General features: G+C 59.2%; 15 protein-coding genes. 10 read left to right on the top strand and 5 right to left on the bottom strand.

Annotation, left to right across the window (positions count from 1 at the left end):
• Positions 1-60: 60 nt before the first annotated feature.
• Together ACW9IR_RS10600 and ACW9IR_RS10605 are read right to left on the bottom strand one after the other, a co-directional pair.
• The gene (locus tag ACW9IR_RS10600) at positions 61-915 is read right to left on the bottom strand and encodes a sulfurtransferase (protein WP_457463093.1); all 855 of its coding nucleotides are present in this window, start codon (positions 913-915) and stop codon (positions 61-63) included.
• Between the two features lie 32 nt (positions 916-947).
• The gene (locus ACW9IR_RS10605) at positions 948-1,619 is read right to left on the bottom strand and encodes a TetR/AcrR family transcriptional regulator (protein WP_007913599.1); all 672 of its coding nucleotides are present in this window, start codon (positions 1,617-1,619) and stop codon (positions 948-950) included.
• Positions 1,620-1,747: 128 nt separating this feature from the next.
• On the opposite strand from ACW9IR_RS10605, the gene ACW9IR_RS10610 reads away from it, so the two are divergent.
• From ACW9IR_RS10610 to ACW9IR_RS10630, 5 genes are all read left to right on the top strand, one after another.
• Entirely contained in the window at positions 1,748-3,196 is a 1,449-nt protein-coding gene (locus ACW9IR_RS10610; protein ID WP_457463148.1) for a coniferyl aldehyde dehydrogenase, read from the top strand.
• A 29-nt stretch (positions 3,197-3,225) separates the two neighbouring features.
• Positions 3,226-3,771 (top strand): twin-arginine translocation pathway signal protein, encoded by a 546-nt coding sequence (locus tag ACW9IR_RS10615; protein WP_102901345.1) that lies wholly within the window; start codon positions 3,226-3,228, stop codon positions 3,769-3,771.
• A gap of 119 nt (positions 3,772-3,890) precedes the next feature.
• On the top strand, positions 3,891-5,486 hold the full coding sequence (locus tag ACW9IR_RS10620; RefSeq protein WP_457463096.1) for a GMC family oxidoreductase N-terminal domain-containing protein: 1,596 nt from the start codon (positions 3,891-3,893) through the stop codon (positions 5,484-5,486).
• Positions 5,487-5,601: 115 nt separating this feature from the next.
• Positions 5,602-6,081: a pantetheine-phosphate adenylyltransferase gene (gene coaD / locus ACW9IR_RS10625; protein ID WP_003229157.1), complete on the top strand. Its 480-nt coding sequence runs from the start codon at positions 5,602-5,604 to the stop codon at positions 6,079-6,081.
• Positions 6,082-6,222: 141 nt separating this feature from the next.
• Positions 6,223-6,474: a YfhL family 4Fe-4S dicluster ferredoxin gene (locus ACW9IR_RS10630; RefSeq protein ID WP_003234652.1), complete on the top strand. Its 252-nt coding sequence runs from the start codon at positions 6,223-6,225 to the stop codon at positions 6,472-6,474.
• Positions 6,475-6,598: 124 nt separating this feature from the next.
• Here the strand turns inward: ACW9IR_RS10630 and ACW9IR_RS10635 are convergent, their stop codons facing one another.
• The 3 genes from ACW9IR_RS10635 to ACW9IR_RS10645 all read right to left on the bottom strand — a co-directional run bounded on the left by ACW9IR_RS10635 (position 6,599) and on the right by ACW9IR_RS10645 (position 8,629).
• Positions 6,599-6,922, bottom strand: coding sequence for a multidrug transporter (locus ACW9IR_RS10635; RefSeq protein WP_102901347.1), 324 nt, complete (start codon positions 6,920-6,922; stop codon positions 6,599-6,601).
• A gap of 69 nt (positions 6,923-6,991) precedes the next feature.
• The gene (gene mutM / locus ACW9IR_RS10640; RefSeq protein ID WP_102901348.1) at positions 6,992-7,804 is read right to left on the bottom strand and encodes a bifunctional DNA-formamidopyrimidine glycosylase/DNA-(apurinic or apyrimidinic site) lyase; all 813 of its coding nucleotides are present in this window, start codon (positions 7,802-7,804) and stop codon (positions 6,992-6,994) included.
• Positions 7,805-7,816: 12 nt separating this feature from the next.
• Positions 7,817-8,629 (bottom strand): HDOD domain-containing protein, encoded by an 813-nt coding sequence (locus tag ACW9IR_RS10645; protein ID WP_457463150.1) that lies wholly within the window; start codon positions 8,627-8,629, stop codon positions 7,817-7,819.
• Positions 8,630-8,856: 227 nt separating this feature from the next.
• Here ACW9IR_RS10645 and ACW9IR_RS10650 point away from each other — a divergent pair, with 227 nt between their 5' ends.
• From ACW9IR_RS10650 to ACW9IR_RS10670, 5 genes are all read left to right on the top strand, one after another.
• The gene (locus ACW9IR_RS10650) at positions 8,857-9,396 is read left to right on the top strand and encodes a type 1 glutamine amidotransferase domain-containing protein (RefSeq protein WP_457463099.1); all 540 of its coding nucleotides are present in this window, start codon (positions 8,857-8,859) and stop codon (positions 9,394-9,396) included.
• A 172-nt stretch (positions 9,397-9,568) separates the two neighbouring features.
• Positions 9,569-10,765 (top strand): class I SAM-dependent rRNA methyltransferase, encoded by a 1,197-nt coding sequence (locus tag ACW9IR_RS10655; protein WP_095121546.1) that lies wholly within the window; start codon positions 9,569-9,571, stop codon positions 10,763-10,765.
• Between the two features lie 455 nt (positions 10,766-11,220).
• The gene (locus tag ACW9IR_RS10660) at positions 11,221-12,294 is read left to right on the top strand and encodes a SagB family peptide dehydrogenase (protein ID WP_457463102.1); all 1,074 of its coding nucleotides are present in this window, start codon (positions 11,221-11,223) and stop codon (positions 12,292-12,294) included.
• On the top strand, positions 12,291-13,268 hold the full coding sequence (locus tag ACW9IR_RS10665) for a diiron oxygenase (RefSeq protein WP_095121549.1): 978 nt from the start codon (positions 12,291-12,293) through the stop codon (positions 13,266-13,268). Before ACW9IR_RS10660 ends, ACW9IR_RS10665 begins: the two co-directional genes overlap by 4 nt.
• Positions 13,261-14,493: a multidrug effflux MFS transporter gene (locus tag ACW9IR_RS10670; protein WP_150706357.1), complete on the top strand. Its 1,233-nt coding sequence runs from the start codon at positions 13,261-13,263 to the stop codon at positions 14,491-14,493. The genes ACW9IR_RS10665 and ACW9IR_RS10670 overlap by 8 nt, the downstream gene beginning before the upstream one ends.
• The last annotated feature ends 80 nt before the right edge of the window (positions 14,494-14,573 follow it).

Here is a 14,573-nt window from a genome sequence, read left to right on the forward strand (position 1 = left end):
TAAAGGTGACTGACACACCGCTATCGCGAGTAGGCTTACTCCTACAGGGATGTGTGGTGACTATTCGCCAGTGGCGATACCGCGCGAAGGCTCGTTGATCCACTCGCTCCACGATCCGGCATACAACGACGCCAACGGATAACCCGCCAGGCACAACGCAAACAGGTTGTGACACGCCGTCACGCCAGACCCGCAATAGGCAACCAGATCCGCTGGCGAACGTTCACCGAGCTTCGCGGCAAAACGCTGCTTGAGCTGATCCGCCGGCAGGAATCGCCCATCGCTGCCGAGGTTGTCGGTGAACGCCGCGCATTGCGCGCCGGGAATGTGCCCGGCAATCGGATCAATCGGCTCAACTTCACCCTTGAATCGCGGCAAAGCCCGAGCATCAATCAAGGTCAACGCAGGTTGGCCAAGACGCTTTTGCAATTTTTCGGCGCTGATCAGCAGGCTCAGATCCGCCTGACCACTGAAACTACCGCGACTGACCGTCGGCGCATCCAGGCTCAGCGGCAGCCCCGCCGCATGCCACGCCTTGAGCCCGCCATCGAGAATGAACACGCCATCGCGCTTGCCCAGCCACGCCAGCAACCACCACGCCCGCGCCGCGTAGGCACCCGGACCGTCGTCGTACAAAACCACGTCGCTGTCAGCGTTGATGCCCCACGCTTGCAGCCGCTCGATCAACGCCGCCGGCTCGGGCAGCGGATGACGACCAGTCACGCCTTTGACCACGGTGCCGCTGAGGTCTCGTTCAAGATCGGCGAAGCTCGCCCCGGCAATGTGCCCTTCGGCATAGCTGCGCTGACCGTAATCCGGGTCTTCGAGGGCAAAACGACAATCGAGAATCACCAGCCCCGGCTGCGCCTTGCGGGCATCCAGTGCTTCGGGGCTGATCAGTTGCGCAATCGGCATAACGGGCTCCTGAGGGATTTCAACAGAACGGTTTATTTCACGTCTTCAAGGGCCTGGGCCAGCGGCACGTAGAACTCCTCGAACAACGCATTGACCTCGTCACGCGCCTGCTCGGTGACAAACCCGGCTTCCAGCACCAGCACCTGGTACACGCCACGTTTAATGGCTTGCTCGCTGAGGTGGTTGGAGTTTTCGCGGGTGGTGCACAAGAAACGCACCCACGACGTCAGAATGATCCAGGCATTGAGGGTCAGCGATTCGATCTGTACGCGATCCATATCGAGAATCCCGGCAGCGACAAAACCTTCGTAGATCGCCGCGCCCTGAATCACGCAGCGTTGCGAGAAGCGCCGATAGCGGGCGGCCAACTCCGGATCGCTGTCGAGCAGATGCTCCAGATCGCGGTGCAGAAAGCGGTAGCGCCACATCGCCGAGAGCAATTCCTTGAGATAGAAACGCTTGTCCTCGACCGTCGCCGCACGCCCCTGCGGCGGGCGCAGAAAACTGTCGACGAGGCTTTCGTACTCACTGAACAACACGGCGATGATCGCCTGCTTGTTGGGGAAGTGGTAGTACAGGTTGCCGGGAGAAATCTCCATGTGGGCAGCGATGTGATTGGTGCTGATGCTGCGCTCGCCCTGCTGATTGAACAGCTCAAGGCTGTTCAGCACGATACGCTCGCTGGTTTTTATTCGTGGGGCCATGGCTTGAGCTTTAATTCAGAGTGCGTTGGGGGGCATCTTACGACCTAACCGGAAATGGATAAAACACTGCTGTGCAAGGAAGTCATTTGACTTTCTAGAGCATAGACTCTAAAAAGTTCATCACTACAATAAATCCGGAGCAGACCATGACTGCCGACATTGCTTACCTGCAAACGCTGCAACAACCACTGGCAGAGCTGGATCGGTTGTTCAAGGCGCAGCGGGCCGCGTATGCCGCCAATCCGATGCCGCCCGCCGCTCAGCGCCAGCAATGGCTCAAGGCGCTGAGTGATTTGCTCAGCAACGAGCGTCAGGCGTTGATCGAGGCGATCAGCTCCGATTTCAGCCATCGCAGCGCCGATGAAACCCTGCTCGCAGAGTTGATGCCAAGCCTGCACGGCATTCATTACGCCAGCCGTCATCTCAAAGGCTGGATGAAAGCTTCGCGACGCAAGGTCGGCATGGCGTTCCAGCCCGCTTCGGCGAAAGTGGTGTACCAGCCTCTGGGCGTAGTCGGCGTTATCGTGCCGTGGAATTACCCGTTGTATCTGGCCGTCGGCCCGCTGGTCGGCGCCTTGGCGGCGGGCAACCGGGTCATGCTCAAACTCAGCGAATCGACCCCGGCCACCGGCTTGTTGCTCAAAGAATTGCTGGCGCGAATCTTCCCCGAAGACCTGGTTTGCGTGGTGCTCGGTGAAGCCGACATTGGCGTGGCATTCTCGCGGTTGCGCTTCGATCATTTGCTGTTCACCGGCGCCACCAGCATCGGCAAACACGTGATGCGCGCCGCCGCCGAAAACCTCACCCCGGTGACACTGGAACTGGGCGGCAAGTCGCCGGCCATCGTCTCCCGCGATGTACCGCTCAAGGATGCTGCCGAGCGCATCGCCTTCGGTAAAACTCTCAACGCCGGGCAGACCTGCGTTGCCCCGGATTACGTGCTGGTGCCGGAAGATCGGGTCGGCGGCTTTGTCGAAGCCTATCGCCAGGCCGTGCAGGGTTTTTATCCGACACTCACCGACAATCCGGACTACACGGCGATCATCAACGAACGCCAATTGGCACGGCTCAACGGCTACGTCAGCGATGCCACCAGCAAGGGTGCGCTGTTGATTCCGCTGTTCGAGCAGGGCCAGGGCCGACGCATGCCGCACAGTGTGCTGCTGAATGTCAGCGACGAGATGACGGTGATGCAGGACGAAATCTTCGGCCCGCTGCTGCCGATCGTGCCGTATCAGGATCTCGAGCAGGCATTTGCTTACATCAATCAGCGGCCACGTCCTCTGGCTCTTTACTACTTTGGCTACGACAAACGCGAACAGAACCGTGTGCTGCACGAAACCCATTCCGGCGGCGTGTGCCTGAACGACACCTTGCTGCATGTGGCTCAGGACGACATGCCGTTCGGCGGCATCGGCGCTTCCGGCATGGGCCACTACCATGGCCACGAAGGCTTCCTGACCTTCAGCAAAGCCAAAGGCGTGTTGATTAAACAGCGCTTCAACGCGGCCAGGCTTATTTATCCGCCCTACGGCAAATCGATTCAGAAACTGATCCAGAAGCTGTTCATTCGCTAAACATTCGTCACCGCCGGGTAATAAAAACAATGCACCCAAGCCTGACCGAAACACCTGCACTGTCCCGCCGTGGCCTGCTGAAATTCAGCCTCGGCGCCACGGCGTTCCTCGCCACTGCCGGGCTCGGTGCCAGTCTCAGTGGCTGCTCATCGAGCGTCGCGGCCAACGGTTTCGTGTCGTTGCGAGAAGGCGATCTGCTGTTTCTGCGCGCACTGATTCCGGTGATGCTCGATGGCGCTGTGGCGGCTGAAAAAATGCCGGGCGCTGTTGATGGCACGCTCAAATCGCTGGACTACAGCCTCGATCACCTGTCGCCGGAAATGCTCAAACTCACCCGGCAACTGTTCGATGTCCTCGGCATGGCGGTGACGCGCGGGCCGCTCACCGGGATCTGGGGCAGTTGGGAAAACGCCAGTGCCGAGGCCATGCGGCATTTCCTTGATCGCTGGGAAAACAGCTCATTGAGTTTATTGCGTATGGGGCATAGCTCGTTGCAGCAGATGGTGATGATGGCCTGGTACACCCGCGCTGAATCGTGGGCGCATTGCGGCTATCCCGGCCCGCCTTCGGTCTGAGACCGAGTCGCACCTATCGCGAGCAGGCTCACTCCTACAGGGGTTCGCATTCCAAATGTAGGAGTGAGCCTGCTCGCGATGAGGCCCGCCAGAACAACAAAAACAAGAGAACCTGATCGATGCCCGTACCCGACCCGTTCCGCGAAGGCCTCTCCCGAGGCTGGAAAACCTACAACGGCGCACAGCTGAGCGACGACCTCACCCTTGAGGCCGACGTGGCAATCATCGGCAGCGGCGCCGGTGGCGGCACCACCGCCGAAATCCTCAGCGCCGCCGGTTTCAAAGTGCTGCTGATCGAAGAAGGCCCGCTGAAAACCAGCTCCGATTTCAAAATGCTTGAAGACCAGGCCTACAGCAGCCTCTATCAGGAAGGCATCGGCCGCATGAGCAAGGACGGCGCGATCACCATCCTCCAGGGGCGCGCGGTTGGCGGTACGACGCTGATCAACTGGACCTCGAGCTTTCGCACCCCGGAGCCGACACTCGAACACTGGGCCAAGGAACACAACGTCAAAGGTCACAGCCCCGCCGAGATGGCGCCGTGGTTCGAGAAAATGGAACAACGTCTCGGCGTCGCGCCGTGGATGGTCCCGCCCAACGCCAACAACGATGTGATCCGCAAAGGCTGCGAGCAACTTGGCTATAGCTGGCACGTGATCCCGCGCAACGTGCGCGGCTGCTGGAACCTCGGCTACTGCGGCATGGGCTGCCCGACCAACGCCAAGCAATCGATGATGGTCACGACCATTCCGGCGACGCTGGAAAAGGGCGGCGAGCTGCTCTATCTGGCCCGCGCGGAGAAACTGCTGATCAGCGGCGACAAGGTCACCGGCCTGCAATGCGTGGCGATGGATGAGCGCTGCGTCGAACCGACCGGGCGCACAATCACCGTCAAAGCGCGGCATTACGTATTGGCTGGCGGAGGCATCAACAGCCCGGCGTTATTGCTGCGCTCGGACGCCCCGGATCCGCATAAAAACCTCGGGAAACGCACCTTCCTGCACCCGGTGAACATGTCCGCCGCGCGCTTCGATGAAGTCATCAACCCGTTTTACGGGGCGCCGCAGTCAATCTATTCCGATCATTTCCAGTGGAAGGACGGCACCACCGGGCCGATGGCTTTCAAACTTGAAGTGCCGCCGCTGCACCCGGCACTGGCGGCCACCCTGCTCGGCGGATTTGGGGAAGAAAGTGCGCAACACATGGCTGACCTGCCGCACACCCATGCCATGCTGGCCTTGCTGCGTGACGGTTTTCACCCGGACAGCACGGGCGGTGCAGTCGAGTTGCGTGGCGATGGTTCACCGGTGCTCGACTATCAGGTTTCACCCTACGCCTGGGAAGGCCTGCGCCGGGCCTTTCAGGTCATGGCCGAGATTCAGTTCGCCGGCGGCGCAAAATCGGTGATGCCGATGCACGCCGACGCCCGTTACGTGAAAACCTTGGCCGAAGCGCGCACGCTGATCGATGGTTTGAGCCTTGAGCTGTACCGCACTCGGTTGGGCAGCGCTCACGTCATGGGCGGCTGCGCGATGGGCGAAGACCCGAAAAGTGCGGTCACCGACAGTCTCGGCCGGCATCATCAACTGGCTAATCTGTCGATCCATGACGGCTCACTGTTCCCCACCAGCATCGGCGCCAACCCGCAGCTGTCGGTGTATGGCCTGACCGCGCAACTGGCAACATCCCTCGCCGATCGGCTGAGAAACCCGTGAAAAAACCGATTATTGCCATCGTCTATAGTGCTTTCTTACCCAACAGGCGACTTGGCCGACCGGGACGGCTGCGATACCATCCGACTCCCCAACGGACTCCCGCCAGGACGACGCGATGAACCGAGTGTTGTACCCAGGTACCTTCGACCCTATTACCAAGGGCCATGGCGATCTGGTCGAACGCGCCTCGCGCCTGTTCGACCACGTGATTATTGCGGTCGCTGCCAGCCCGAAGAAAAACCCGCTGTTCCCGCTGGAACAACGGGTCGAACTGGCTCGCGAAGTCACCAAACACCTGCCGAACGTGGAAGTGGTCGGCTTCTCGACGCTGCTCGCGCATTTCGCCAAAGAGCAGAACGCCAACGTGTTCCTGCGTGGTTTGCGTGCGGTGTCGGACTTCGAATACGAATTTCAGCTGGCCAACATGAACCGCCAGTTGGCCCCGGATGTGGAGAGCCTGTTTCTCACGCCGTCCGAGCGTTATTCGTTCATTTCGTCGACGCTGGTGCGGGAAATTGCCGCGCTGGGCGGCGATATTAGCAAGTTCGTCCACCCGGCCGTGGCTGATGCGCTGACCCTGCGCTTCAAAAAGTAGACGTTGCCGAAGGCTCGGGCTGCGATCCTGGCTGTTGATTACAGCCCTTGATCGCAGCAGCGTGCACTGCGCGCGCCAATGCGGCACAATTGCGCGCATTGATTTATTGCGCCCGGGCCCGCCGCCCCGGCTGGAGTTAGCATGTCCCTGATCATCACCGACGATTGCATCAACTGCGACGTCTGCGAACCCGAGTGCCCGAACGCCGCCATTTCCCAGGGCGAAGAGATCTACGTGATCGACCCGAACCTGTGCACCCAGTGCGTCGGCCACTACGACGAACCGCAATGCCAGCAGGTTTGCCCGGTGGATTGCATTCCGCTGGACGAGGCGCATCCGGAGACTGAAGAACAGTTGATGGACAAGTACCGCCTGATCACTGGCAAGGCCTGATTTTTCAGCGCCTGTACCGACGCCATCGCGAGCAGGCTCACTCCTACATTGGAACGCATTTCAATTGTAGGAGTGAGCCTGCTCGCGATGAAGCCGCCAGCCTCACAGTTAAACCCTGATCAGCTTACTCACGCTGCTCAAACCCCTCCCCCGTACACCCCAGACAGCGCACAAACGCCGCCTTCGCCGGATCCACCACTAGCGCCTGCCCGGCATCGCCAATCCCGCCGCCCAGCGCGGTAAACGGCAGCGACACGACAAACGCCCCCGCACCGATCACCGTCGCCACTACCAATAAAGGGCGGGCAATCAGCAGATCGCCAAGCATGGCGTAGGCCGGTGGATTCTGGATGGTGTAGCGCGGGTCACCGCTGCCATTTTCCGCGGCTTGAACAGCCAGACTGGAACACAGCAGCAGCGCAACAAAGAGGACTTGCAAGGATTTCATGGCACGATCCTTCGGGCTGAACAGTGAGACAACTCACTATAGACCGTAGGACTTTTTCAGCTTTTTTCCTCAGCTCTGACAGCGCGGGCAGAACACACTGGCACGCTGGCCCAGCTTCACTTCACGCAGCCCGGTGCCACAAACCTTGCAGTGTTCACCGCCACGGCCATAGACAAACAGCTCCTGCTGGAAATAGCCCGGCTGACCGTCACCGCCAATGAAATCACGCAACGTCGTCCCGCCACGCTCAATGGCAGCGGCCAGAATGCGTTTGATCTCGATCGCCAGCTTCAGGTATCGCCCTCGGGAAATGCCTCCGGCCTCGCGGCGCGGGTCAATTCCGGCAGCAAACAGCGCTTCGGTCGCATAGATATTGCCGACGCCCACAACCACCGCGTTGTCCATGATGAACGGTTTGACCGCCATCGACCGCCCACGTGACAGCTGAAACAAACGCTCGCCATCGAACAGATCAGTCAGCGGCTCCGGGCCGAGGCGAATCAGCAGTTCGTGATTGAGTGGATCATTGCTCCACAACATCGCGCCGAACCGTCGCGGGTCGGTGTAACGCAGCGCCAGCCCTGACTCCAACTCGATATCGACGTGTTCGTGTTTGAGCGCCGGCAAACCGGCTTCGACCAGACGCAAATTGCCCGACATGCCCAAATGGCTGATCAACGTACCGACCTCGGCGTTGATCAGCAGGTACTTGGCGCGGCGCTCGACCAGCACGATGCGCTGCCCCGACAGGCGCACATCGAGGTCTTCCGGGATCGGCCAGCGCAACCTCCGGTCGCGAACAATCACCCGACTGACACGTTGGCCTTCCAGATGCGGAGCAATCCCGCGACGAGTGGTTTCGACTTCCGGCAGTTCAGGCATAGCGTCCTCGAATCAATGCGCGCCGAGGTCGCGGATCGTTTGTTTGAGGGTTTCGAAGTCGTAATCCGACAGCCCTACATAGTCGAGTACCAACGGCCCGACGGCGTTCCATTCGAAATCTTCGGTCTGGTTGCCCAGCACGCGATACGAAGCGCAAATGTGTTCGGCCATTTTCAGGATCGCCAGCAGGTTTTTCATCTGGCTGTTGCGCGAAGACTCATCGCTGAAAATTGCCAAGGCGTTGTGGTGATTGGCAATCGCCGCACTGACGTGTTCCGGCAGGCGCCAGGATTTGGCGGTGTAGTAGCCGACCACCGCATGGTTGGTGTTGAACTCGCTGTTCTCGGTGTCCACTACGCGACATTCGGCGCTAGCGTTGGCGTAAGCCTTTTCCAGAACCGTCATGTAATTGGGGAACCGTTGCAGCATCAACGGCACGCCGCAATCGTGGAACAGGCCCAAGGCGTAAGCCTCATCGCCCGCCTGAGTGCCGACGCGTTTGGCCAGCGTCAGGCACGTCATCGCCACGTCCTGGGCGGTGTCCCAGAAACGGTTGAGCGTGACGATGGTGTCGTCGTTCATCTCGCCTTTGATCGACTGAGCGTTGATCAGGTTGATGATCGAGCGGCTGCCCAACAGATTCACCGCGCGTTGAATCGAGGTGATCTTGTTGCTCAGACCGTAATACGGCGAGTTGACGATTTTCAGCAACGAGCCGGACAGGCCAGGATCCTGAGCGATCAGCTTGGCGATCACCTCCAGGTCCGGGTCGGGCATGTACTGCTCCATTTGCAGATCCACCATGATCTGCGGTTGCGCCGGCACACTGATGCCTTGCAGCGATTGTTGAATCTGTTCGGTGGTCAGCTCTTGGGACATAAGTACACACTCTGGGACAGGCGGCGATTCTAACCTCTAAAAACCGCGAGACGACACACCAGTGGGCAATTGTCAGGAACTTTCATTCACGCGCAGGCTTCGGAATCTGTAATGCCCGACGGATCACTCCGGTCCTTTACGGCGGCAATCTCCCACAGACTCAGGAGCTTATGATGGCCACTTCCCTCACCGGCAAACGCGTCGCCATTTTGGTAACAGACGGTTTCGAACAGGTCGAACTGACCGGTCCCAAGCAGGCACTGGAGCAAGCCGGCGCGCAAGTCGACATCCTTTCGGCCGAGGCTGGCAAGGTCAAAGGCTGGAATCACGACAAACCGGCGGATGACTTCAAGGTCGACCAGACCTTTCAAGGAGCCAGCAGCGAGCAGTACGACGCGATCGTCCTGCCGGGCGGCGTGCAGAACTCCGACACCATCCGCATTGATCAGGATGCCCAACATCTGGTCAAGACCGGCGCGTCTGCCGGCAAACCGATTGCGGTGATCTGCCATGGCGGCTGGTTGCTGATCTCGGCGGGGCTGGTCAACGGCAAAACCATGACCAGTTACAAGACGCTCAAGGACGACCTGGTCAATGCCGGGGCCAATTGGGTCGATAAAGAAGTGGTCAAGGATGGTCACCTGATCAGTAGCCGTCAGCCGGATGATATTCCGGCGTTCAACAAAGAGCTGATCGACGCACTGTCGGCGTAGAAGTCAAAACCGCTTCGCGAGCAGGCTCGCTCCCACATTGGTCTTGTGTCCGCCACAAATCCCCTGTGGGAGCGAGCTTGCTCGCGAAGGCGTCGTCAGCGTTTCATCGCTCTCCAATCCCGGCACCAGCCCCAACACGCTATACTCCCGCTCTTTTTTCCGGAGCGACGTCATGTCCCTGCCTAGCTTGCGCCTCAAAGCCAACGCCGACCGTCGCCTGCGCGCCGGTCACCTGTGGGTCTACAGCAACGAAATCGATGTAGCCGCCACCCCTTTGCACGGCTTCCAGGCCGGCGATCAAGCCATCCTCGAAGCCGCCGGCGGCAAGCCGTTGGGCATCGTGGCGATGAGCCCGAACAACCTGATCTGCGCCCGCCTGCTGTCGCGCGACATTAAAGTTGCGCTGGACAAATCGCTGCTGGTGCACCGCCTGAACGTGGCCCTGTCGCTGCGCGAGCGCCTGTTCGACAAGCCGTTCTATCGTCTGGTCTACGGTGACTCCGACTTGCTGCCAGGTCTGGTGGTCGACCGTTTCGGCGACATCCTTGTGGTCCAGATCGCCTCGGCGACCATGGAAGCGCATAAAGATGACGTGATCGCGGCACTGACCCAAGTGCTCAAGCCAAGCGGCATTCTGTTCAAGAACGACTCCGCCGCACGTGATGCCGAAGGCCTCAACCGCTACGTCGAAACCGTGTTCGGCCTGGTGCCGGAGTGGGTGGCGCTGGAAGAGAACGGCGTGAAGTTCGAAGCGCCAGTCATTCAGGGCCAGAAAACCGGCTGGTTCTACGATCACCGCATGAACCGTGCTCGCCTGGCCCCTTATGCCAAAGGCAAACGCGTCCTCGACCTCTATAGCTACATCGGTGGCTGGGGCGTGCAGGCTGCCGCTTTCGGCGCCAGCGAAGTGTTCTGCGTCGATGCCTCGGCGTTCGCCCTCGACGGTGTTGAGCGCAACGCTGCGCTGAACGGTTTCGCCGACAAGATGACCTGCATCGAAGGCGACGTTTTCGAAGCCCTGAAAGAACTCAAAGCCAGCGAAGAGCGCTTCGACGTGATCGTTGCCGACCCGCCAGCGTTCATCAAGCGCAAGAAAGACATGAAAAACGGCGAAGGCGCCTACCGTCGCCTGAACGAACAAGCCATGCGCCTGCTCAACAAGGACGGCATCCTGGTCAGCGCGTCGTGCTCGATGCACCTGCCGGAAGACGATCTGCAGAACATCCTGCTGACCAGCGCCCGCCACCTGGATCGCAATATCCAGCTGCTGGAACGTGGCGGTCAGGGTCCGGACCACCCGGTGCATCCGGCCATTGCCGAAACGCGCTACATCAAGAGCATCACCTGCCGCCTGCTGCCTAACAGCTGATCAATGCGGAGACGGGGAGCCAGCAGGCTCCCCGTTTGCTGTACGCCTGGCCCTGGCAGTCATTCCGCGCCTGTAAATTCTTCCGACGTTTACGACTTCCTACACTTGCCTTCCTATGAACGTGCAGGATATTTCCTTACGTCTTTTAATTATTGAAACTTACCCTACAAAATCGATCTCCAGCTAAAGATTATTCCGACAAAATTACTGGAGCATTCCTACTTAATATCCACTTGCCAATAATCCATTACAAACTATTATGAAGTCGTCACCACGAGGTGACTTAAAATTTCAACGAACAAGGAGTTCACATCATGAAAAAGATTTCTCTGGAAACCAACAAAATCGCAAACCTGGCTTTTCTGGTTGCTCCTAAAGCCCGTTAAGTAAGTCAGGACGCTGGGGAGTGCCGGCAACTCAGCGTCCTTTCGATTTCAGCCAGAGTGAACAGCCCCATGTACATCAACCCTTATCTTTTTATATTGCCGCGCTCACCAGGACAAATAGTATGGAATTACAAAGACCATACTCAACATGAACTCGACATCTACTATTCATCGCGCCTTGCCCAACTAATAAACAACCCAGACCTGTTCGACACCCACAACATCATAGATACACAACTATTAAGCGCGGGCATTCTAACCATTGCAAAAATCGACACCCCGCAATGGGGCTGGGATGAATTATCAAAGATCTATCACATCGGTACTCAAAACATTCCCTGCGAACACTCACCACAGAACATTCATGAGTGGTCCAGACAATATCTGGCGCACTGCAACGAAGTATTGGCTTGCCCGCCCCCCGCGACTGAGCGCCCACAGCATGAGACTGATCAGCGCATTGCGCTGCCCGTCCCGTACGCATTGAGCAACGACAGCCTGAATAACGCGTTACTTCAGCGAAAGACCTGCCGCTCCTTTACCGATGCAGCGATGACGCTCAGCGACGTCGGCACCCTGCTTTATCTTTCACTCGGTTATCTCCACGAGCGCGACATTGATCGCGACGACAGCATCGCCCAAGGCCTCGGCGCACGTCGCAGCAGCCCCTCCGGTGGCGGCCTGAACGCCTGTGAAGGCTTTCTGCTGGTACAAAATGTCGAGAATCTGGAACCCGGCATCTACGCCTACCACCCGGCGCAACACACCCTGAGCCGGGTCAATCCATTACCACAACCGGCGCTGGGCGATTTGCTCGGCGGCCAGCATTTCATCAACAACCTGCCGCTTGGGTTGTTCATCACGGCCCGATTTGATCGGCTCTGGTGGAAGTACGAGCACTCACGGGCCTATCGAATGGCGTTCGTCGAAGCCGGTCATCTATCGCAGAGCTTTCAACTGGTTGCCACAGCGCTTGGCCTTAACACCTGGCTGACCGGTGCGTTTGCCGACAAGCAAGTCGAAACACTGCTCAAACTTGAGGGAAGCGCTGAACAACCGCTGTTCTTTGTCGGCTGCGGTGCGAGCGACGGGCACGTGATGTGCGCGGAAATGCGCGATCTGCTGCGCGAGGTCCAGGCATGACCCTGCTGATCCCCGATCCGAATGAAGTACCGGTGTCATGGGCGCTCAAGTTCACCCTCAGGGACTGGGACAGCCGAGCCTCGGTACGCAGCAGCACCCACGACTATCAATTGCCGGACGACGTGCAGCAGCAACTGCAAAGCCGCTACTGGTTCCCGCCCGCATTCCTGCCCTACCTGGCCCATCCAGCAATCCAGGCTGCGGGGCGCGAGGTGTTGCATCGGCTGACCGCCAATCACTTGGTGCACTTCCTCGACTACACCACGCTGCTCGAACACCGCATCGTCAACCGCGCGGTTGAAGTCATTGCGCATCGGGAACTGCCCATTTACGTGCCTCTGCCGATGAAGCACGCGGCGCTGCAACTCTACACCGATGAGGGTTACCACGCGCTGTTCTCCAATCGTCTCGCGGAGCAGATCGCCGGGCTTTACGGAATCACCGGACGGCCGACGATCCCCAGGCGGATCACCCGCATGAACGCAATGATCGCCCGCACCCCGGAGAAGAACCGCGCACTGGCATGGTTTCTGCTCGGCTTCGTCTCGGAGACCATCATTGCCCGCGAGCTGCTGGACATCTGCCGCGACACTCTGGTGTCCAGCGTGAACGACATGCTGCGCGACCATCTGGCCGACGAAGCCCGCCACAGTCGCTACTTTGCCGAAGTGTTCCACTACTGCTGGCTGTCCATGAACAGCCGCCAGCGTACGTTTGTGAGTAGAACGCTGCTGGAGATCATCGGGATTTTCTTCGAGGTCGACGAACGCTGGCTGCAACAGAGCCTGCGTGGCGCGGGCATCGCCGACAGTGACGTGATGGAAATAGTCGGCGGCATGGCAACGGTGCAGGCCAACCGCGCGCGTGCACGATCAGGTTGCATCGCTACGGTGGATGCATTGCGCAAGGCCGGATTTTTCGCCACACCCCATAACCAGACACTTTTTGCCAAGGCAGGACTGATCGATGGATAAAGGAAAATCCGTGGTAACTCCCCGTCAACGTCGTGGGGCTGTCAGCCTGTTGCTCGCAATGGTGCTGCTTGGCGTGTTTCCACTGGATGTCCTGCTGCCTTCGTTTCCGGCACTGGCGGCGCATTTTCGCAGTACACCGGCGGACATCGCACTGTCGATCAGTCTGTTCGCCGTAGGTATCGCGTTTGCCCAGGTGTTGATCGGCCCACTGTCCGACGTGATTGGCCGCAAGGGTTTGTTGCTCGCCGGCATGAGCGTATCGATGCTCGGTGCCGTCGGTTGCGTGATGACCAGCGATTACGCACTGTTCCTGGTGTTCCGGGTAGTACAGGCCTTGGGGTGCGGCTGCTTCGTACTGTCCCAGGCACTGGTGCAGGATCTGTTCGAAGGTGAAGAGCGTGATCGTCTGCGTATCCTGATGGTTACGGCCACCGGGATTTTCATCTCCGTATCGCCGCTGGCCGGCACCTTTCTGCAAGCAACCCTTGGCTGGCGCGGCAGCTTCTGGGTGTTCACTGCGCTGGCTGGCGCAGTGTTGCTCAAGGCCTGGATTTTCCTGGAGAACACCCGCCCCGTTGTCAGCGGCCCTCCCATGAGTTTTCTCAAGGCCTATCGACGGGTGTTGGGAGATTTCGACTTCGTCGGCTACTGGCTGATTTCAGCCTTCGCATTTGCCTGCCATTTTTCCTTTATCGTGATTTCACCGCTGATTTTCATGGACCAACTGCAAATGTCGGCCTATGAGTTTTCGCTGATCCTGCTGGTGTACGGCGCCGCGTATGTCGTGGGCGGCATCATTGCCACCGTATTGAACCGACGTATCACGCCGGGCCGGCAAATCATCACCGGGCTTAGCCTGATCCTGCTGTCGGGACTGGTCATGCTGTATCTCGCCGCCCACCATGCTTTGGCCCCCGCCACGGTGCTGATCCCGATGCTGATCTGCACCGCCGGCACCACCATCACGCGTCCAGCCGCCACCTCCCGGGCCATGGGGCTGTTTCCCGAAAATGCCGGCACATCAGCCTCGGCCGGCAGCACAATCATCTTCATCTGCGGCGGGTTGATCAGTGCATTGATCAGCCTGAGTCCGACCAATATGCAATCGACGCTGGGATACAGCTTTGTGCTGCTCAGCGGCATCGCGCTGATACTCAACAGCCGGATAAGCCAACGCGCCAGGAACCTTGCAGACAATGCGCTTGCGCAACCGGGTGGGGATTAAACCTGCCGATCGTCATCCCACACGCACCGTCGGCACTGGAACAACACTTTGCGCCATTCCCTCCAGACGCCAGCGGTGTA

The sequence above is a fragment of the Pseudomonas sp. SDT291_1_S447 genome, assembly GCF_054070155.1.

Coding starts and splice junctions, on each gene's coding strand:
- ACW9IR_RS10620 (WP_457463096.1), top strand. CDS start 3,891: ATGCCCGTACCCGACCCGTTCCGCGAAGGCCTCTCCCGAGGCTGGAAA.
- ACW9IR_RS10670 (WP_150706357.1), top strand. CDS start 13,261: ATGGATAAAGGAAAATCCGTGGTAACTCCCCGTCAACGTCGTGGGGCT.
- ACW9IR_RS10600 (WP_457463093.1), bottom strand. CDS start 915: ATGCCGATTGCGCAACTGATCAGCCCCGAAGCACTGGATGCCCGCAAG.
- ACW9IR_RS10650 (WP_457463099.1), top strand. CDS start 8,857: ATGGCCACTTCCCTCACCGGCAAACGCGTCGCCATTTTGGTAACAGAC.
- mutM (WP_102901348.1), bottom strand. CDS start 7,804: ATGCCTGAACTGCCGGAAGTCGAAACCACTCGTCGCGGGATTGCTCCG.
- ACW9IR_RS10630 (WP_003234652.1), top strand. CDS start 6,223: ATGTCCCTGATCATCACCGACGATTGCATCAACTGCGACGTCTGCGAA.
- ACW9IR_RS10615 (WP_102901345.1), top strand. CDS start 3,226: ATGCACCCAAGCCTGACCGAAACACCTGCACTGTCCCGCCGTGGCCTG.
- ACW9IR_RS10605 (WP_007913599.1), bottom strand. CDS start 1,619: ATGGCCCCACGAATAAAAACCAGCGAGCGTATCGTGCTGAACAGCCTT.
- ACW9IR_RS10655 (WP_095121546.1), top strand. CDS start 9,569: ATGTCCCTGCCTAGCTTGCGCCTCAAAGCCAACGCCGACCGTCGCCTG.
- ACW9IR_RS10660 (WP_457463102.1), top strand. CDS start 11,221: ATGTACATCAACCCTTATCTTTTTATATTGCCGCGCTCACCAGGACAA.
- coaD (WP_003229157.1), top strand. CDS start 5,602: ATGAACCGAGTGTTGTACCCAGGTACCTTCGACCCTATTACCAAGGGC.
- ACW9IR_RS10635 (WP_102901347.1), bottom strand. CDS start 6,922: ATGAAATCCTTGCAAGTCCTCTTTGTTGCGCTGCTGCTGTGTTCCAGT.
- ACW9IR_RS10665 (WP_095121549.1), top strand. CDS start 12,291: ATGACCCTGCTGATCCCCGATCCGAATGAAGTACCGGTGTCATGGGCG.